Source organism: Paraburkholderia piptadeniae (assembly GCF_900007165.1).
GTDB lineage: Bacteria > Pseudomonadota > Gammaproteobacteria > Burkholderiales > Burkholderiaceae > Paraburkholderia > Paraburkholderia piptadeniae.
In genome coordinates this window covers 102,331-120,727 of the sequence record NZ_CYGY02000030.1, presented here as the reverse complement: position 1 = coordinate 120,727, position 18,397 = coordinate 102,331, and the positions used below count along the sequence as shown (strand labels likewise).

The following is an 18,397-nucleotide window of genomic DNA, read 5'->3' as shown; positions in this document are numbered from 1 at the left end:
TTAGAGTTCATCGGCGAGGTCATCAAGCTTCGCTTCGCGCAGTATATTTTTTGCACGCTCCTTATCCTTCATCTTCGCAGCGACAAATTCCTTGACTAACGTTGGGAACTGATTGCTGTGCTTTACCTGTTCATTTTGTACCGCGATGCTCGCCAGGCGGGCTAGACGCTCGTAAGGCTTTTTCGAGTCGTGTAGCCCGTATCGCAACTTTTTTGCCAGATCGTTCGCCTGCGCAAAGCTTTGAGAATGCCGATAGAAGGACAGCATACGATCGATCACGGCTTCGGGTGTATCGAACCAGAAACCGTTAAAAAGATCCTCGGAGGATGCCCGATTGACACGCGCGTTCGTAGACTCGAAAAACGGGGATGCCGCGTCTTCGAGCAGGGTTTCGACTGCATCGAAACTCGGGGACGGCAGGTTCTCTACAAAAGTGATCAGACGCAGCCTGTCCGCTTCCCCAATAACTGGCCAAAGCTTCATGCCTTCGCCGTTCCCGATGAACTTCACCGTGCGAGTCAGCTGGTCATCCTGCTGAAGGTTCGGAACCAGTGCCGACAGTAGTTCAGGGACCATCCGCTTCCATGGTTCGGGGTGGATCTCTGAGAGGGCGAAGAATGCGTTGGACGTGCGGGCTGACGCTTCCCAGCCGAGTTCGACCTCTTTCATCAGCCGCTTCAGGAGAATGCTGAGATAGCTTCGCAGTAGGGATTCTCGCGGTTTAGCCAGCGCACTCGCCCGCAGAAACACAAGCGTGTCGTCCCGTTTCGATGGGAAGAAATTGGAATCCAGCTCTGTGACCAGCCGTTCTAGCGCCTGCTTTCCTTGTGCGGCTGGTTGAGACAGCACGTAGCGGGTTGCATTGACGATATGGAGTCGGGCGAGCTCCGGGGTTGCTTCGAAGACTTCTGTGTCAGAGACCTTCGAGGGATGCGCGCATCGATTGCGGTCCTCTACCAGGCGTTCCAGATCGACGAACTCGATATGCGAAATGAATTGAAATTTGTCACGAGCAATCGATAACAAGTCCCTCTCGAAAGCCAGCGCAGCAGGAATGTCGTGGTTTTGCCTCGCTTTGTCGAACTTTGCAATAGTTTCAGCAGCCATAGCGTCCCCGGATGCAGCTAGTTCGCGGATCTTGTCTACCAGATCGAAGGCCACAGCTATCCAGCAGGCGACCACCGAGGCCCTATAAGCACCCGCCTTGTAGCATTGGACGGACTCGCGGATATATTTTCGGGATCGCGGGTCGGGGCATTCCGCGACGAGTTCATCTAGGTCAATCAGCATCTTGGTCCTTGTTCTGGTCTGTCAGGTATTCCCGTGGTGCTCGCGCTAGATCAGTCGTCGTCCGTTTCGTCTGGCCGTGGCCGTACCGGATCGCCGCCGTTCATGTTTTTCGGCAGATCGGGAAAGTACACGTCGCAACGAACCTGCGCAGACGTGGCGTTCCTTCGTGTGCAATCGGTTATCTCCGATCCGTGATCGGTCATCGGGAAATCTGCACCCAGCGACGCAACCAGCTTCGCTAGCCGATAACGCCCGTGACGCTCGCAACGCGTGCAGGCCACCTCGATATGCGTCGCGCTTGCCGCCACTTGCCCCAGGATAACGAATCCCGTGTTCATCGTGTGAGTTCAGGTGTCAATGGTTGTGGAACCGGAAGCGTAACAGGCTCGACCGGTCGCGGCCCAAGAAATGGCGAGCCGTAGCGCTACACTTCGCCCGAACACCCGGAGATTTCCGATGCCGATGCCGATCGTCGATCCTACCGACGCCAAAGCCCTGATGCAGGAACTGTTCAGTAACGAGCAATGGGCGAAGGACCGCTTTGCCGAGCACCTAAGCGAACCGATCCTCGCGCTGAGTGAAGCGCTCGCCGGCTGCTTCCGCTCGATGGACAAGCTCAAAAACGCGGCGGCACAGATCAATACCCAGCGTACCAGCCTCGTCTCGGCATTCATGTACGGCGTACTCGATGACCTAGTGATATCGACGAAGCTACTGCTGACCGGCAAGCTATCCCCTGCGGGCAACGTGATGCGCCAGGTCGTCGAGGGAATCGCCATGTCAATCCTGTGCTCGACCGACGACCCGCTGATCATCGGATGGAAAAACAGAAAGCCCGTCAAGGCGCACTACTGGGAGAAGGTGTGGGAGGAAGACAAGCAGACGCAGGGATATCTGGCGGTCGACCAGTTGGGGTGGAACGCCGCCGCGCTGGGCGTGAGAGCCGAAGGTGTCGAGCAGATGCGTTACGCAAGAACGCGCTACAACGCATACAGCCACTGCGGCACAACGACCATAACCTGCCGTGTCCCGATCGAGGCACCTGGTGTATTTCATCTCGGCGGCGAATTCGATGAGGCAAAGCTGGTTCTCTATCGCGCCGAACTGGATAGCCGGATCGCCCTGTGCCGCCTGCTGCCAGGGTTGATCACACACCTGACTGCGACCATGACGCCCTAATCTTCGGCGAGCGACCGGTGAGCAGCAGTGTGCGGCCATATCAGCGTCGACGCGCGACCGTCGGCTTAGGCCGATCTTGAGTCGCTTAATCTGGTACGTTCATGGTCCGGTTGCCCACGGGGCGCTTCAGTTGGCCGGTGGCAACGCCGAATGATCACGGAAGATATGTGGTTGAAACCTGTCAACTTCGGAAGTTATTTGAGTAACAAATGCGGCGACGGAGGCCTTTCGATGGGGTGAAATCAGCCAAATTGGAAGTTATTTGGTTGAATTTCCGGAAGCCAATCGAGTTCCTCTACAGGTGGTTTGTAGAGTTCATCAATTAATGTCGACGCGAATTGGTTGTCTTGGGCGAAGATTCGTCCAAACTTGGACTTAATCCATAATCTAGTCTGCGTCGCCTCTCTGCGCAGTACCCGAGTGAGGTGTCGTCTCCGCTTGACGGCACGCTCGTGCATGGAAGCGGGCAGCTTCATAGAAATTGAGGCGCGTCCCGGTCAGCCGGCGCATCCGTGCCGCTACTTTCTCTCGAACTGGGTAGCTGCCCTGAGAGCGTAGATCTTGGAACGATTGCCAGAAGTCGTGAAAGCGCGCTTCTGCCCGTTGGTCCTTGGCGCTACGCCGTTTCTGCATTCCTTCTTGCACTAGACTCGCAGCAATGTCCGGCGCCAGCTTGTGCAAATATCTTTCGGTCACACCAAGAAGCTGAGCAGCCTGATGAAGGTTTTGCGCCGAACCCGATCGGAAAACGAACTCCAATTCCTCAAGCAGCGTTTCAGACGGTTTATCTGACCGACAATTTAATGGATCAGCGTCAGAGGTTCGATACACTTTTCTCAACATAACTCTGTTCCCAAGGAGCACGTCGGACACGCAGCAACCGCAGCAGTACGCTAGAAGTACCATCCGAGGGAGGCTCGGCTTCATCTTCTCCGAGCACCAACCGCACACATCGGAGCGGGCGATACCGAGATGATTTGCAAGACGCATGGGCTGTCCACCAAATAGCGTACTGACGGCATGACGCACAAATTTGTCTGGTGAACAACCATGGGCGAAGGCGTCGGGATACTGATAAATATCGTCCAACATATCTGCGACGAGGCGCGCCGACTGTGCCTGCTCTTCGTCGGCGTCTCGGGCCGCGTACTTGGCGAGGTTGGCGCCGTCAAGACGTGATAAGCCCGGAACCCAAAACTTGTACTGTTTTCTATCTCTAGCGTAAGGGACGGTTTGAAGAAGTACATTATGAATTGGGCATGCCTCAACGCAATCGATCGACCAGAGCAATCGATTGTATTTAGGGCGACCAGCGACCTCATCATCGCGATAACAGCATGCGCAGAAGCGTTCAATCTTCGAAAGCAGCTTGAAGGAAGAGACAACAGCCGATAACGGAAGCAGAGTCCTCAGGGCGAGGTCGTTGCGCATAGTGAGTCTCTCAAGTGCGTCGACCCAAGCGGCTGCCGTCTCCGAAAGCCCATGCATCGTTAAGTCGTAGTAGCTAAGCCTTATTGTGCGTCGCATATGCCCTTCGTTGTCACGGAATAGAGGTGCAACCGCGCGCATAGCAAGCGACCGCGGATGTATTCCGTGATATGCACTTATTCACGGATTCGAGTCTCCGACTGTGATTTTGATCATCTTAAGGATGCGGCGGCGCGGTTGGATAAGCTTGGAGTCTTGAACAGTTGGCAACTGGTAGAGCCGGACCGACCGGTGCGGCAAATTACGGGCCTTCAGATGGAGCGAAGTGATCGCCGTCCTTGGAAAGAACTGCAGCGAAAACGCCTGAAACACCTATCGCTGTCTTGCCGCAATTTGCTGGAGGCTGGGCGACACGTAAGAGGGCATCCGCAATGGCTTCGAGACACTTGGCCCACCTCCATCCGCGGTCTCATGATGTTCTTTGAGGAGTTCGAATATGCAGAGATGGATTTCGACGGCTATATCCGGAGATGACTTACTCGAACTTTGAAGCCGCCGCCTTTTAGGCTGCCTTGTAGTCATCGTGACGTCCGGCGTCGTTTGCTAAAAAAATCAAGGCGTGGACCGGGACTGCACTGGAAGCGCCGCGAGGGTGTGAGACGGCGTGGGAGCGCGCATGCACGGGGACGGTTCGCCGCCCGCAGAGAGATCAGGAAAACTGCTCCACACTACGGCACAGTTCGGCGGCTTTGGCGATCAGCAGTGCGTCCTCGTCATCAATCCGGCGCGAAGAGGTAATATCCCGGCAGACGGAACTCTCCTGCGGCGCTCATGTATTCGACAGGGTGACGGTCTCGAAGGGCTGGGTTCAGCACTTCGCCTCGACGGCGCGTTATCGGACCCGGTTGGGTCACCAGCGTGCGACGATAGCCTACCTGATTGCCAACCGTAGACTTCTCGCGCGCTCCCTGTCGGAATCTATTGTGAGGTTCCTCGGTTAGCCCAAACGACCGGCTGACATCGGGCGTCAGCTTTCGACCGGTGATCCCGTGGCTTCAACGATCGCCTCCGCATCGTTTCGATCGTTCTTCTGGGATTTGACGAAGGGCTTGGCGAATCGAGGGCGATGATCTGCACGTGATGTCCCATTGCGGAGAGCCGCCGAGCCCAGTTACGCGCTCCACCACAGGCTTTCATCACAATGCGGCAGCGGGGCAAGCAACCCACCTGCGCGGTTCACAGACCTTCGCCTCGAACCGAAGCGGAATGCGCGGGCCGGGTTCATTCCGGCATCGGCAGGACGCGCAAAAATGGCATGTCGTTAGAAACGATAGAGCACGGAGGCCATCCCGTTGAGGTCGAGGCGGCGCTCGGTGATTGGACTACCTGCGGCGGATCCTTCGAGGCGCCCGACCAAAGCCGCAAGGTTCAGTGACCAATGCCGGTTGAACTCATAGCCGGCGTTCAGATTGAAGTGGACGTCGCGCAAGCCAGAGCCCGTGCTGTATTGAGGCAATCCCGAGGCGGCGCTTTCTTGCGCATTCACGCCGAAGAACGTTTTGGTGTAAGTCGAATTCGCCCACGTAATGCCTGGGCCCATCGAGACGAGAAGCTTTCCGAGCGGCGCGGATACGAACAAATCGGCCATCGCGGTCAGGCCCTGTCCTGTTCCAGCGATGTCCTGATAGATCGCAGCCGACCCAGTGAACGCCCACCACGTGTAGTCGGCGAAGAGGCGCAGCTTCGGCCCGTAGTGCACGTCGGGCAGCCCTTTGAGCCGCGGATCGTCGGATGAGGATCTCGACTGAAAGTCGAAGCTCACCGACATGCCGACGTGATGGTTCTCGCCGCGCAGCACGTTGACGCCGAGCACATCCGGACCCTGCGAAAATACACGGTCCTTCCACGAAATGTCCTGCACGGGGAACGGAAGAACCTGGAGTTGCGACGAGCCTGGGAACTTCGGAAACAGATACATGCCCGGACCTACCGACAGCTTCCAGTCGCTGTCGGCCTGCGGTTCGGCGGCGTTTGCCAGCCCCGTCATGCAACACGCGCCTGCCGTGGCGAGCGCAATGCAACGGCCTCTGATCGATAACATCTTTTGACTCATGTTTTCCGCGCCACCGTCGCCAGTTGCCGCAAGCGGCGAGCGAGCGCGCGCGACACGATGGGCGTCGGATTGTTGCTGGACGCGAACGCCGCGGCACTCTCGCGCAGAAAAAGCGCGCATTCCCGCGCGACGACTTCGCGTTCGTTATCGGTCGTGATCATGTGGAACGAATCGTCGAGCCAGATGGTGCGAAGAAATGACGCTCCGATGTTTGCGCCGACGAAACGCGCGTTATGCGGACTCGACGTCTCGTCGTCGATTGCGTGAATGATCAGGCAATCGTTCTCGATGTTCTTCAACTTTCTGCGCACCGAGCCTGCGAGACGGCTCGCTTCGTGCAGGGCGGGCATCGCGATGGATGCGGGTCCGACTTCGCTGATCTCATTCTTCTGCATCGCGCGGGCGATTTTCGAGCGCAATGCCTCGTTGCGCAGGCCATAGGGCTCGTGCTCGCGGTAGCGGTATCGCGAGCGCATCGGCGTGTAGTAGACATAGTCGAGCAGAAAGCGGTACCAGGGGATTGCCCAGCCGTCGTAGTTGAGCGTGATCGACAGAAGCAGCAACGCACGGGCGGCCGGCCGCTCGTGCGCGAGCGCTGCCGCGAGCGTCGCGCCCATCGAGAGACCGCAGACGGAGACGTGTCGATATTGCGCAGCAAGCGCGTCGAACTCCGCGACGGCAGCGCTGACCCATTGCTCCATCGGCAAGTGCGCTGTGCCCGCGCTGTAGCCGCGCAGTTCCGGTGTGTGGGCCGCGAAGCCTTCGTCGGCAAGAAAGCGCGCGAGGAAACGCAATTCGAGCGGCGAACTCGACAGGCCGTGCAATAGCAGAACAGCGTGGTCGCTGTTTTGCGCACTCGAAAAATGAGGTGTGTTCATCGTCAGTCTTCCGCACGCAGGATCAGAAATTCGCCGGACGGCGTGATGAATCGTTCGCAAACGCATTGGAGGGGCCGCCAGTTCCGGTCGCCCGAATGGAAACGCATGCGGTGATGACCGGGCGACAGACGGTCGCTCAGGCGGGCGAGGTCTTCCTGGTGCACCTGCGTATGCCTTGCGCCGTATGCGATGCCCGCGCGAAACGATGCGTCGTCGATAATGCCGCTGGGCGTCGCGGTCGCCGCCGCGGCGACGAAGCTGCCCGGCGGCGCGCTGTTCGCCGAATCGAGCGCCTTGATGATAATGAGCGAGCGGTTGTACTGCGCGATGTGATGCAGCATGCGATGCATTTCATCCGTGGCGCGCCGGGCGAGGAGCCGCTCGTTGTCGTGTCGCAGGAGCATTTCGTAGCGCGACTGCGCCACCGCCGCCAGCAATTCGGCGCGATATTGCGCGCGTCTCAACCGCTCGACCAGCGTGATGACGAGGATGGTTATCAGGGGATACGAGACCAGCAGCCGGATGTCCGAAGCATCGATGACCTCGATGCGGCCGTACGGCGGCACGAACAGATAATCGGCGAGACAGAGCCCGGTCACCATCACGCAGAGCGCGGGCGCGAGGCCGCAGTAGTACTCCACAAGTACAGCGGCGATGAGAAAGGCGGTGCCCGGCATGATCGGGCCGAGCAGCGGGTGAAGGACCGTACGGATGAAGGCGGCGATAAAAAGTGCCGCGACGGCGATGATCCACCGATTTCGGCCACGCGGCGCCCACCGTCGAGAATTCCTGACTTTCATGTATTTGACGCGAAAAATGTGACATTCACCTTGTAACGGCGTTTGGGTGAGAAGCTTTAATACGGTGATGCATATGATCGTTGAAGGTTCCGGATCGTCGATCGCGTGCGATTGTCCTTTACTTGTGCGACTCGTAGCCGGCGCAGTCGCCATGCGCGTTCCACACGTCGATGCGTTTTAACGCCGGCAGGGCGCGAGCCGCGCGAGACGTTCATTGTCTATCAAGGCAACGAAGAGTCGGTGGAAGCCAGGCTGCCACTTGCCGATGTCTTCGTGCGCGCAGAGTATCACGTCGTTGTCATCGAATATCCTGGGTGTGCGTCGCTGTATTCCGCGTCGCGCCTCGACGCGTCTGCAAGCGGCCATTTATATTCGGCTAGCCCGAAGACCTAATACGGGTCCCCGGGATTCCTCGTGAAGGAGTGCAGCAGTATCGGTCGGTTCGACGCGACAAACGTGCTCACGCAGGTGTCCGTCCGACTACGGAGGATCAGCGAAGCGCAAGGGTGATGCAAATTGATAGTCGGATGCCAATTGACCGAAAATCAGTGCCCGAATCGGCCGGGACTTGAACGGTGGACGATGCTGCAAATGCGACGCGAACGCCCAAAACGAATGGCTATTGCCTGACTGATTACCGGCACTCACTGTACTGAAAGCCCTTGCTGTTGCGCCGACACTGGCCATATAAGTATCGCGTAACGGAGCGCGCCGTGCATGTTGGCTGAACGGATCACTGTCTGTTGCTGAAGTCCCAGCAGCGTGGTGATCATCGAAGGGATCGCGACGTATTGCGTTTTGGCGATCGTGACCAGGTGTGCCGGGCGATAGAACTCCTCCCGATACACGGCACCATACCAAAGTAGCTTGTCGCCGCTTACGTCGCGCACGGCGACATGCGAACGCCACATGCGGAGCACCAGACGGCTTCCCGATATGTCAGGCTCTGTACGCACCGGGAGAAGCTGAGAGGGTTCGCCGTGCGAGTATTTTGGCAGCACCGGTAACCGGTCACTTTGGGTCTGTGGCAGCAGCCAGCCAGGCGCCGAGTGCACTTACCATGCAGGTGCGGGCTCCCACCCGGCGCGCTTCAGGGCGCTCATGATGGCTTCTTCGTTTGCCGCCCCCCGCAGCGGCAGCGGCTCTTCCTCGTCGCCACCGATTTCTGTCCGCCGTGCCGGCAATCGTTGTCAGCCGGTGTCGAGCCATTGGGCAGTGGACAAATAAGTGGTGGGTCGCCAAACCTGGGAAATCTCCCTGGCGGGCTGCGCGTGTCCGGAGAACTGCCATGCTCCGGCAACTGCGAATGTTCCGACGACCAGCAGCGCCAGGGGTCCGGGTCGCACATCATCGGAAACGTGCCACCAGGTGTATGCGCCGGCAAATACGGCGAGCCACGCGAGGCCGAGCGCCCAGCCGCCAAGCAGTCCGGAAAGCCACGTCCGGCCCGGATACAGATCGGCCAGTCCGCCCATCACGATCCAGAGCACGACCGCCGTGAAGACTCTGACGCGCCAGGGCGAAGATTGTCGGCGGGTAAGCACCCACCCGAGGTACGCGTAGGTCAACAGGCTGAACGCCGCCTGCCCGTCTGGCAGCGGCGTGTGGGAACTACTCTCATTAAATGTGCCAATCGTATTAACGTTATTGTTCGCGAATCGAAAGACTGTTGGTCTGAACAGATTTTCCTTAACAAAAACATCAATTTAACAATCATGCTACTCCGGCCTTGTCGCCTTGCCATTCAGTCGGCCTCCTCCGTGACCATACTGTCGCCGCTCGCTTTCAACCCGTTGGCGCTGGCGATGCAACTCGCCTTCGCGGGCGCGTTCACCACCGGTTTGAGCGCCGCTGCGTTCGCCCAGGTGCAAACCGACTCCGTGGAGGAAACGAGCGAAAAGCAGAAAGAGTTGCCCGCCGTCGTGGTCAAGGCTGACGCGGCGGCGGATGAGCTCCCCGAGGCGTACGCAAGCGGCCAGGTCGCGAAGGGCGGCCGCTTGGGATTGCTGGGCAACAAGAGTGTGATGGACACACCGTTCAGCGTGAGCAACTACACGTCGCAGCGCATGGAAGATCAGCAAGCGACCACACTCGCCGACGTGCTGAACAAGGATCCGTCGATCCGCTTCACCGGGCAGACGGGCGGCGTGACGGATTCGTTTTACATTCGCGGCTTTCCGATTAACGAAGGGAATCTGAGCGAGTTCGCATTCGACGGCGTATACGGTGTTGTGCCCAACTATCACGTATTCCCCGAGTACGTCGAGCGCGTCGAGGTGCTCAAGGGGCCAGCCGCGTCGCTCTACGGTATGTCACCGAACAGCGGCGTCGGCGGCGTGGTCAACGTCGTGCCGAAGCGTCCGCTTTCGAAAGATCTGACGCGCTTCACCGTCGACTACACCTCAGATTCCCAGGTGGGCGGACATGTCGATATCAGCCGACGGTTCGGCAGCGACCGACAGTTCGGTATCCGGTTCAACGGGCTGCATCGACAGGGCGGCACGCCGCTCGACAACCAGTCTTCGCGTGCCGATGTCGGCGCGTTGTCGCTGGACTATCAGGGCGAGAAATTCCGCGCAACGCTCGATGTGATCGAACAGTATCAATGGGTCGATGCGCCGACGCGTCCGTTCCTCGTCGCCCCAGGCATTCAGGTGCCGTCCGCGGCGGATGGCCGACGCAATGTCACGCAGCCGTGGAGCTGGTGGAAGTCCTACGATCAGTCGACCTTGTTGCACGCTGAGTACGACGTGAACAGCAACGTGACGGTGTTTGCCGATGCGGGTGGCGCGAAGACCGATGTTGCGCGACTGTCGGATCAGACGCCGACGATCCTCAACGCCGCAGGCGATACGCGCTCAACACCGCAAAACTGGAAATTCCAGGTGAACCGCTGGAGCGCCGACACCGGCTTGCGCGCAAACTTCACTATAGGTCCCGTCAAACATAACGTCGCGCTGCAGGCGAGCATCTATCAGGATCGCCTGGCGCAGGCGAGCAATTCAGGTACGGCGGTTCTGTCGAACATCTATTCGCCGATTGCGAGCCCAGCGCAAAACATCGCATCGCCATCGCGCGTGCCGAAGGTTTCGTCATCGCAACTCGTGGGCGTGGCGCTTGCCGATACGCTGAGCGTGCTGAACGATCGTGTGCAGTTGACGGCTGGCGTACGGCAGCAGCAGATCGAGTCGGACAACTTCAACACGACGACGGGCGCGAAGACATCGTCGTATGACAAGAGCGCCGTAACGCCTTTGGTGGGCATCGTCTTCAAGCCGGTACAGAACGTGTAGCTGTACGCGAACTACATCGAAGGGCTGAGCAAGGGCGATATCGCGCCGGCTGCGGCTTCGAATGCGGGACAGGTGTTCGCGCCGTACAAGTCGAAACAGCAGGAAGTTGGCGTGAAGTTCGACTTCAGGAATGTGATGGCGACGCTGGCGGCCTTCAGGATCACAAAGCCGAGCGGCCAACTGTACGGCACCGTCTATACCGTCGACAGCGAGCAGTGCGATCAGGGGCTCGAGCTGACCGTCGCGGGCGAGCCGCTCAAGGGCGTTCGTGTGCTGGGCGGCGTGACCTTGCTCGATGCCGAGCTGACCAGGACCAACAGCGCGTCGACAGTGGGCAATCGTCCCGTGGGAGTGCCGAAGTGGATGGCCAACGTCGGGACGGAATGGGATCTGCCGTGGGTTCAAGGCCTGACGCTCACGGGTGGCGTCAATTTCACGGGGCAGGAGTACGTGGACCAGACGAATACGCAGTCTGTGCCGTCGTGGACGACGTTCGATATTGGCGCGCGCTACACCACACCCATCTATGGCAAGTCCACGACCCTCCGCGCAGGGGTGCTGAACGTGTTCGATCGCAAGTACTGGTCGGGTGTCGCCTCGTTCGGCACGATCTCGCTCGGTGCGCCGCGTACGCTGTTCGCGTCGGCGACGGTGGACTTCTGACGCATACAAGGAGTGATGCAGATGCAACGCGATGTAGCGGCCCGGGAGGCACGTCGGCGCACATCACCACGTTGCCGTGCGTAACTGAGATCCGGAAGATCGAGTTACATCGTGTGCGACTGCGCATGCGCCTTGCAATCGCACCAGCAGAAAACCCTGAACATTCGGTGTTCGGTTCACTACACGAGCCTGGATGAGCACTGCCTTTTCGGGACATCATCCGCCGTCGAGAACAGGGTCGGCTGACGGCGCGGACAGGCCGTGCGTTACCTGCTGTTACACAAGCGACAACACGGTTTCACCGCTGCTTTGGCCTCCCGATATCATTCCAGTCATGGCATGAACAAGGCGTGCCGGAAGCGACGGCGAAGCAGGAGGTGTAACCGTGATGAAACGAACCATAATGTTGTGCGCCGTGGGATTTTCCGCCGCATGCATGTCCGTTACCGCCTACGCCCACGCGGATATCGGTGTATTTTTTGGTTTCCCCGGGCCAGTTATCGAGGCGCCACCGCCGGTTGTGTATGAGGAGGCACCGCCAGTCGTCTACGCACCTGCGCCAGCTGTCTACGGTTACCCGTATGAGGGCGGATACTGGGAGCGTCCGTACTACCGGCAGGACCGCGGCGGGTACAGGGGCTGGAGACATCGCCATGACGATGACGACGAGGATTGAATCCGTTGACGACCCCCGTCACCGGTCCAGTCAGGTCATTCGTGAAGTCGCAGCGCGCGCTCGCGTTTTACAGCTTTGTCGCGGTAAGGATCAAGGGTCAAGCGAGTTCGATATAAGAAGTACTGCTAGCACGCTCCAATCGTGTCCATACATATGAACGGCCTCCCGTTTGCGAAGCAATTTCGCCTGTTTTGATGGACAGGATCGGCTGCGGCTGTATATACGGCCTTACTGCAGCCGATACGGACGCAGCGGGTCCCTATGAAATTCGCTGACTTGCACTTGTTGACCTCACGAGCTGGTTAGTTTATTCCCCAATTCAGCGGCTGTATCAGGAAAGTTGCATTTCATTAGGTACCCGAGTCTTTCTTGGATCGCTTCGGCTCTTTCAAAAAACGCATCCCACGGTTGTGGCGTGTCGAAAGCTTTGTCAGGGGAGCGAGTACTTGGAGCAACTGTCTCCACGTAGCCAAACACGCCGTCGGCGAGCAGGCGAGTTTCAAGCAATGCCGTTACCGCAAGATGGGACGTGGAGCGGCCGGGTGTAGAAAAGGACGGTTCGGAACGTCAAAAACGACAGAAATTGGATGGCCATGCGCGACATCAACTGATGAATTCCACAGCGGTGGTGATCCATTCGGCCACGCGCTCCGAGAGCAAGGTCAGGCCAAGCACGGCGAGCACGGCCAGGGCGACGAAGCGGCCGTACTGGTTAGCGTGGACGACCCAACTGCCGCCGACGGCGGTCAGCGTGGCGACCACGGCGAAGGTCGGCGCCATGCCCACCAGCATCGGCAGTCCATTGCGCGCGAACGGGCGGTCTGCTCGCGAAAATACGAAAGGCAGCACCGGCTGGATGCAAGGACTGAGGATGGTCAGTGCACCGCCGAGGTAGGCAAGGATCAGTAAGAGCATGGTGGCGACATCCGTGAAGGGTGATGGCTATGTCCCGAGCTGAGTGGCATCCACCCGCGATTGCCGCGATTTGACAACCAACGTGCGTATCCGCGATGGGGGCGGGCCGACTGGCGACGGTGTCGGCCGTCGGCGCCAGGCCGACAGGTGCCCCATCGAGACGATTGCCGGTCAGTTCGTCGACTTTGCGGCAACTTCAATCACTCGCGCAACCGCGGCCGGCTGGGAGATAAAGACAGCGTGGCTTGCGCTCACCTCGGTCACCCTGGCACCCGAACGTTGATACATCCAGCGCTGAAGCTGGGGGCTCACCATATGATCCTGGGTGGTCAGGATGGCGTAGCTGGGCTTGGTTCGCCATGCCGCCACAGAGACCGGTGCGCCCAACGCTTTCTCGGCGAGTTGATCCTGCGAGTCCGCCAGGAATTGCGCGTCCGAGGGCGAGACGTCCGCGGCAAAGTTCTCACGGAATTTCGTCGGCGGGAGGAAGAAATACTTGTCCGGCGTCGCTCGCATGGCATCGTTGGGCGCGGCGAACTTCTGCAACAGCTGACCGCTGGCTTCGCCGGCGTCGGGTTGCAGTGCGGCCACATAGACGAGCGAACCGACCTTCGGGTCCACACCTGCCTCCGTGATCACAGAGCCGCCGTAGCTGTGACCGACCAGCACCACCGGGCCCTGCTGCTGATCAATGACGCGCCTGGCGGCATCGACGTCCTCGGCGAGGCCCGTGAGCGGCTCTTGCACGATCGTCACATGGTAACCATCCTTGACCAGGATGTCGTGGACGGCCCGCCAGCCGGAGCCATCCACCAGTGCGCCGTGAACAATGACAACATCTTTCGCAGCCGCCTTTGCCTCGGCGTGAGCCATCGTAGCGCCCAGGGCAACCAGGACGGTAATAGCCAGTTTATTTCGCAGTGCAAACATTTTTACTCTCCAGGATTCTTTGTGTTTACCCGTCGTTTCGCGCAATCGCGCTTGACGGGCGAGGATTGATCGGCGATAGATAACCGGGAATCAGGCCGGTTCGTTCTTCATGGCCAGAACGTCGATCAGCTCGACCGACGGCGGACTTGCCAGCATCTCGTCGACCCGCGCCATCAGGGCGTTGGCCATGTCGCCGGCGAGGTGTGCCTGCCGATCCTCTTCACGCGCGAAGGCGTCGAAGACGCCGAACGTCGTCGGCGACAGCCTGAGGGCGAACCAGATCGGCGTGGCCGCCTCCCGGTTGGTCATTTCAAGGCCGGCGGAAAGGAAGTCCGCTACGGCCTGCTCCTTTCCCGGCCTGGCTTCAAGTCGTACGAATAGTGCATGCTTGATCATCTTTGCTCTCCAGTATCCGCGTGATCCATTCACCCGGTGAGCGACACTTTACAAACGGCGCGCCCCGGGAAATACTGTCGCGATCGACAATTTTGGTATCGATTCGGCCATGCGGATTTTTGTCCTGGCGCTCGAGGGGGTGTTCGACACCGGCCTCACCACCGTGCTCGATGCCCTGACGACGGCCAATGAACTGGCGCGCGCGACGGGGATGGCCACACCGGGCTTCGAAATCACCGTTGCGGGGATGCGGCCAGAGGTGCGTACGGCGCTTGGGCTGCAGGTGCCCATCCGCGATACGACAGACGGACCTGCCCCGGATTGGGTTGTTGTGCCGGCGCTCAACAGGACGACGACGGACCTGCTCGTGCCTTCGCTCGGCCGCGCTGACGTGATCGATGCGCTAGCTGCATTGCGCGCGTGGCACAGTGCCGGCGCCCATATCGGAGCCGCCTGTACGGGTACTTTCGTGCTGGCCGAAAGCGGCTTGCTCAATGGGCGTGAAGCCACCACCACCTGGTGGCTCTCGCCGATGTTCCGGCAGCGTTACCCTGAAGTGCACCTGGATGCGCATCGCATTGTCGTTCCCAGCGGCAGCACGGTGACGGCGGGGGCCGCTCTGAGCCATCTCGACCTGGCGCTCTGGTTGATCCGCAATAACAGCCCGGAGCTTGCGGCGCTTGTAGGCAAGTACCTCGTATTCGATTCGCGGCCGTCGCAGTCTGCCTTTGCGATCTCCGATCACCTGGCCCATTCGGACCCGCTCGTCGAGCGTTTCGACCGCTGGGTGCGCGAACACCTCGACACGGCCATCGCGCTCGACGACGCCGCCGAAGAATTGGCGACCAGCAAGCGAACGTTGACGCGACGTCTAAACGAGGTGCTCGGTAAAACGCCCGTCGAGTACATTCAGGATCTGCGGGTCGAGCGCGCCGTCCATCTGCTGAAGACGAGCAAGCTCAGCGTGGATCGCATCGCCGAGCAGGTCGGCTACGCAGACGGCGTGACGCTGCGCACGCTGCTGAGGCGGCGGATCGGTAAGGGGGTCCGTGAGTTGCGTGCGACGTGAATGTTATCGACTATCCCGGTGGCGGATCCCGCAGGAGGATTTGCCAGCCGAAGCGAGGGGTCGAATCACGCTTCACTCTGAAAACGGCCGCCATCCCGACGTTAGCAGGGAAGACCGCTCGGGTCGAGTGCCGGCACAGGAAGGCTACCCGATGGCGGGATGTTCGCGGGACGTCAAGTATCTAGCCGGAAAGCCGGGCTACTTCCTGCGCCGTTGACTCATGAGCTTCACGATATCAGTCGTCGGCTCGCTGGTAATGAGGCGAGGGATGTCGTCAAGGTGAACCCAGCGACACCTGGATATTTCATTACTCGGGCGAGCTTTGGCGCGATTCGAGATTTCGCAGGAAAACACGTGATGGTGCTTCTGCTTGCCACGGAAGTCGAAGAGGTGCTTGGCTGACTTCCCGGATAGTCGGGTTTCTTCCTTGAGTTCCCGAAGTGCGGCGTCCGAGCGATCTTCTCCACGTCTGAGTATCCCGCCCGGCAAAGCCCACTTTGATTGACTACGTGCGACAAGGAGGATTCGCTTTCCTCTGCGACAGATCACGGTGGCGCGTTTCTTCAAACCGATCTCCCACTTGTGTTCCAGGCATTTTCGAGGCGCGCTCAATGCACCAGCGTATCGGGCGCTTGACGTAGCTGCGTATCCTAATACAGAACAGCAGAAGCTTGGTGATATCGCGAAGCGAGGGCGGCGTACGCGCAACACCTAAAAAAACCTTTTATCAAAACGTCAACCAAGAACGCGGCGCTCGGAGATGACCATGGTAAGGTCTGGGCAAAACTATTTTTTTGTCCGACTCGAGGCTGAAATGGATATGGATGGTGACTGGCCCTTGCCGCGCCTAAACACTCTCTTCAAATTCGACCGGCGGCCGGCCGGTTCATCACTGTCAAAAACGAGTTCTATCGCCAGTACCTTCTCATCACTGGCGACGCCGGTGGTAGCCGAGGCAGTGCAAAGGGCGAAAGAGCTATCCACGGAGAGCGATGCCGAGGGGTTTCATCAGCTTCGAGTCGCCTTCAGAAAGCTTCGTGCTTTGTACTGGGCGTACTCCCCCTACCTCGGAGAGGAGGCCACCGCGCAAGCCAACGAAGAATTCAAGCGTCTTGCTGCGGTGGCAGGCGGAACGCGTGATTGGGATATCGCAGGCGATCTCCTGAGAGCCGCCCAGGACTCAGGCGCATCGATTGAACTGCTCGTGGCCGCAGCGCGCGAGAAGCGCGCACAGGCGGTGGTGCATAGCCAGACGATGATCAAAAGCGACCATGTCGAGGTGTTCTTGAACGACGCCCTGCTTCGCGCGCAGACCACACTGCAGTCGAGTTGCAACGATCTTCCCATTCGAGCGTTCGCCGAGAAGCGCGTCCGTCTGGCGCAGCGTGCACTTCGAAAGCGAAGCAGGCGGGCAGCACGTAGCGAGACCGCCCATGAGGAAGATCTTCACGACGTTCGAAAGGCGGGAAAAAAGCTGAGGTACCTGCTCGAGTTTTTTCAACCAGTTATCAAAGGCGGGCACGGTCGCACTATCAAGGAGTTGACGTCCGTGCAGAACAAGCTGGGACAGTTCAACGACATTGCCGCAAGCGAGACCCTGATTCGCAGCGCGTCATTCAACGAGGTGCCGCCCGAAGTCGTGCAGGAATCACTGCAATGGTTAGAAGAGCAGAAGTGCCGAAGAATGCGTGCAGCATCACGACGGGTGCGAGCCATCGGTAGCTGAACCTGTGGCGATCTCAAGCGCTGAACGTAACAGCGTCACCGGGTTGTTTTGCGCAGGTCAGTAAACGACTGCGCTCGGCCGCGGATTCAACCGGTCGACGCGACGGATTGGTGGAATCGCTTTGCCGGTGTGTCGAAGTTTAGTGTTTTTCGCGGACGCTCATTGAGTCGCCTGGCTACGACATTGAGTTTCGCGTGCGAATAAGTCGAAAGATCAGTTCCCTTAGGGACGTACTGCCTCAAGAGCCTTCCGTGTTTTCGTTCGCGCCGCATTGCCAAGGATGCTGCGGATCGCAGAAGTAGACCTTGATGTCGGTTGCCACGGTGAGGCGTTTGTGGTCAGCCATCTCTTTGCCCCGATGAGCTTGACGCGATATCAGTCCTGTTACCAAACGGGACGAAATCGTGGGGTAGAGTCGCCTACCGCGTTCCCCTTTTCTTCGTCTTCGCATCAACCTTTCGACACAGGTCGCTCAGCAGCCACCGCGCGACCGTTTCTGGCCGATCCATCCCGCAAGGCGCAAACTTGATTTCGCTGCCGTAATAGACGATTACGCTGCCGCTCATGACGCGAAAGCGACCCTCGTGCATTACGCCATCAATCGCGACTTGAATGTCTGCCGTTTTTTCGTAATCTGCGTTTGTATTTGTCACTCTTCGTGTGCCGTAAGCAAAACCGCCTAAGCTAACTGGAATAGCCGTCATAGTCAACGGACGGTCGGGAACGCGGTCAACTGCCGCAGCAGCAGACCGTACCTCACCTATCAGGTATTCGTTAATGACTGACCTTCGAAGCGGCTCGCAAGGTGTCGCGCACGCGCTTCGCCGCGAGTAATGGCACGTAGTCGAGAATCTGAGCGTCCTTCCGGAAGACCTGCAACGTCTCAGCATACAACTGTGATACGACCTCTTCCGAAGTCGCGGTTAGCACAGCAATTTCGTGAATTACTTCCTGCGAGTCCTGGGTCTTCATGGCCACCCCACGCTGTGCTCGAACAGAGCGTCCATTAGAGGTGAGCGCGGGGGCTTCTGACCAATTGAA

14 protein-coding genes and 3 pseudogenes are annotated in these 18,397 nt (G+C 59.1%); 4 read left to right on the top strand and 13 right to left on the bottom strand.

Going from position 1 to position 18,397, the window contains the following annotated elements:
• Positions 1–1,290 carry a hypothetical protein gene (locus tag BN2476_RS15290; protein ID WP_087735001.1) on the bottom strand — a complete coding sequence of 430 codons (1,290 nt, stop codon included), beginning with the start codon at positions 1,288–1,290 and terminating at the stop codon, positions 1–3.
• A gap of 456 nt (positions 1,291–1,746) precedes the next feature.
• On the opposite strand from BN2476_RS15290, the gene BN2476_RS15280 reads away from it, so the two are divergent.
• Positions 1,747–2,469: a hypothetical protein gene (locus BN2476_RS15280; protein WP_087734999.1), complete on the top strand. Its 723-nt coding sequence runs from the start codon at positions 1,747–1,749 to the stop codon at positions 2,467–2,469.
• Between the two features lie 387 nt (positions 2,470–2,856).
• Here the strand turns inward: BN2476_RS15280 and BN2476_RS15275 are convergent, their stop codons facing one another.
• The 6 genes from BN2476_RS15275 to BN2476_RS15250 all read right to left on the bottom strand — a co-directional run bounded on the left by BN2476_RS15275 (position 2,857) and on the right by BN2476_RS15250 (position 9,370).
• Entirely contained in the window at positions 2,857–4,059 is a 1,203-nt protein-coding gene (locus BN2476_RS15275; RefSeq protein WP_268957905.1) for a TniQ family protein, read from the bottom strand.
• Positions 4,060–5,218: 1,159 nt separating this feature from the next.
• The gene (locus BN2476_RS15270) at positions 5,219–5,998 is read right to left on the bottom strand and encodes a MipA/OmpV family protein (protein WP_087734997.1); all 780 of its coding nucleotides are present in this window, start codon (positions 5,996–5,998) and stop codon (positions 5,219–5,221) included.
• Between the two features lie 8 nt (positions 5,999–6,006).
• Positions 6,007–6,888: an alpha/beta hydrolase gene (locus tag BN2476_RS15265; protein WP_087734996.1), complete on the bottom strand. Its 882-nt coding sequence runs from the start codon at positions 6,886–6,888 to the stop codon at positions 6,007–6,009.
• 2 nt (positions 6,889–6,890) lie between these two features.
• A complete protein-coding gene (locus BN2476_RS15260) occupies positions 6,891–7,688 on the bottom strand; it encodes a DUF4118 domain-containing protein (protein ID WP_087734995.1) in 798 nt (265 codons plus the stop codon).
• A gap of 644 nt (positions 7,689–8,332) precedes the next feature.
• Complete coding sequence (locus BN2476_RS15255; RefSeq protein ID WP_087734994.1) at positions 8,333–8,599, bottom strand: hypothetical protein; 267 nt, start codon at positions 8,597–8,599, stop codon at positions 8,333–8,335.
• 279 nt (positions 8,600–8,878) lie between these two features.
• Positions 8,879–9,370, bottom strand: a complete 492-nt coding sequence (locus BN2476_RS15250) for a phosphatase PAP2 family protein (RefSeq protein ID WP_328590294.1) — start codon at positions 9,368–9,370, stop codon at positions 8,879–8,881.
• Between the two features lie 123 nt (positions 9,371–9,493).
• On the opposite strand from BN2476_RS15250, the pseudogene BN2476_RS15245 reads away from it, so the two are divergent.
• Positions 9,494–11,644: pseudogene (locus BN2476_RS15245) on the top strand (TonB-dependent receptor).
• A gap of 1,303 nt (positions 11,645–12,947) precedes the next feature.
• Here the strand turns inward: BN2476_RS15245 and BN2476_RS15235 are convergent.
• From BN2476_RS15235 to BN2476_RS15225, 3 genes and pseudogenes are all read right to left on the bottom strand, one after another.
• Positions 12,948–13,235: pseudogene (locus BN2476_RS15235) on the bottom strand (cytochrome c biogenesis CcdA family protein); the annotation flags it as partial.
• A gap of 171 nt (positions 13,236–13,406) precedes the next feature.
• Entirely contained in the window at positions 13,407–14,165 is a 759-nt protein-coding gene (locus tag BN2476_RS15230) for an alpha/beta fold hydrolase (RefSeq protein ID WP_087734991.1), read from the bottom strand.
• A 90-nt stretch (positions 14,166–14,255) separates the two neighbouring features.
• Positions 14,256–14,561 (bottom strand): putative quinol monooxygenase, encoded by a 306-nt coding sequence (locus BN2476_RS15225; RefSeq protein ID WP_087734990.1) that lies wholly within the window; start codon positions 14,559–14,561, stop codon positions 14,256–14,258.
• A gap of 109 nt (positions 14,562–14,670) precedes the next feature.
• Between BN2476_RS15225 and BN2476_RS15220 the strand changes: the two genes are divergently transcribed.
• Entirely contained in the window at positions 14,671–15,630 is a 960-nt protein-coding gene (locus BN2476_RS15220; protein WP_087734989.1) for a GlxA family transcriptional regulator, read from the top strand.
• Positions 15,631–15,828: 198 nt separating this feature from the next.
• Here BN2476_RS15220 and BN2476_RS15215 read toward each other — a convergent pair whose 3' ends face one another.
• Positions 15,829–16,197: an NUDIX hydrolase gene (locus BN2476_RS15215; protein ID WP_087735134.1), complete on the bottom strand. Its 369-nt coding sequence runs from the start codon at positions 16,195–16,197 to the stop codon at positions 15,829–15,831.
• A gap of 247 nt (positions 16,198–16,444) precedes the next feature.
• On the opposite strand from BN2476_RS15215, the gene BN2476_RS15210 reads away from it, so the two are divergent.
• Positions 16,445–17,356, top strand: a complete 912-nt coding sequence (locus BN2476_RS15210) for a CHAD domain-containing protein (protein ID WP_087735133.1) — start codon at positions 16,445–16,447, stop codon at positions 17,354–17,356.
• 86 nt (positions 17,357–17,442) lie between these two features.
• On the opposite strand, the pseudogene BN2476_RS15205 reads toward BN2476_RS15210, so the two are convergent.
• Both BN2476_RS15205 and BN2476_RS15200 read right to left on the bottom strand, forming a co-directional pair.
• Positions 17,443–17,714: pseudogene (locus tag BN2476_RS15205) on the bottom strand (IS30 family transposase); the annotation flags it as partial.
• 416 nt (positions 17,715–18,130) lie between these two features.
• Positions 18,131–18,328 (bottom strand): DUF3562 domain-containing protein, encoded by a 198-nt coding sequence (locus tag BN2476_RS15200; protein WP_087734988.1) that lies wholly within the window; start codon positions 18,326–18,328, stop codon positions 18,131–18,133.
• Between the last annotated feature and the right edge of the window lie 69 nt (positions 18,329–18,397).

Excerpts from the sequence above, each read along its gene's own strand:
- BN2476_RS15290 (WP_087735001.1), bottom strand. The coding sequence starts at position 1,290 with ATGCTGATTGACCTAGATGAACTCGTCGCGGAATGCCCCGACCCGCGA.
- BN2476_RS15280 (WP_087734999.1), top strand. The coding sequence starts at position 1,747 with ATGCCGATGCCGATCGTCGATCCTACCGACGCCAAAGCCCTGATGCAG.
- BN2476_RS15270 (WP_087734997.1), bottom strand. The coding sequence starts at position 5,998 with ATGTTATCGATCAGAGGCCGTTGCATTGCGCTCGCCACGGCAGGCGCG.
- BN2476_RS15265 (WP_087734996.1), bottom strand. The coding sequence starts at position 6,888 with ATGAACACACCTCATTTTTCGAGTGCGCAAAACAGCGACCACGCTGTT.
- BN2476_RS15260 (WP_087734995.1), bottom strand. The coding sequence starts at position 7,688 with ATGAAAGTCAGGAATTCTCGACGGTGGGCGCCGCGTGGCCGAAATCGG.
- BN2476_RS15255 (WP_087734994.1), bottom strand. The coding sequence starts at position 8,599 with ATGTGGCGTTCGCATGTCGCCGTGCGCGACGTAAGCGGCGACAAGCTA.
- BN2476_RS15230 (WP_087734991.1), bottom strand. The coding sequence starts at position 14,165 with ATGTTTGCACTGCGAAATAAACTGGCTATTACCGTCCTGGTTGCCCTG.
- BN2476_RS15225 (WP_087734990.1), bottom strand. The coding sequence starts at position 14,561 with ATGATCAAGCATGCACTATTCGTACGACTTGAAGCCAGGCCGGGAAAG.
- BN2476_RS15220 (WP_087734989.1), top strand. The coding sequence starts at position 14,671 with ATGCGGATTTTTGTCCTGGCGCTCGAGGGGGTGTTCGACACCGGCCTC.
- BN2476_RS15210 (WP_087735133.1), top strand. The coding sequence starts at position 16,445 with ATGGATATGGATGGTGACTGGCCCTTGCCGCGCCTAAACACTCTCTTC.
- BN2476_RS15200 (WP_087734988.1), bottom strand. The coding sequence starts at position 18,328 with ATGAAGACCCAGGACTCGCAGGAAGTAATTCACGAAATTGCTGTGCTA.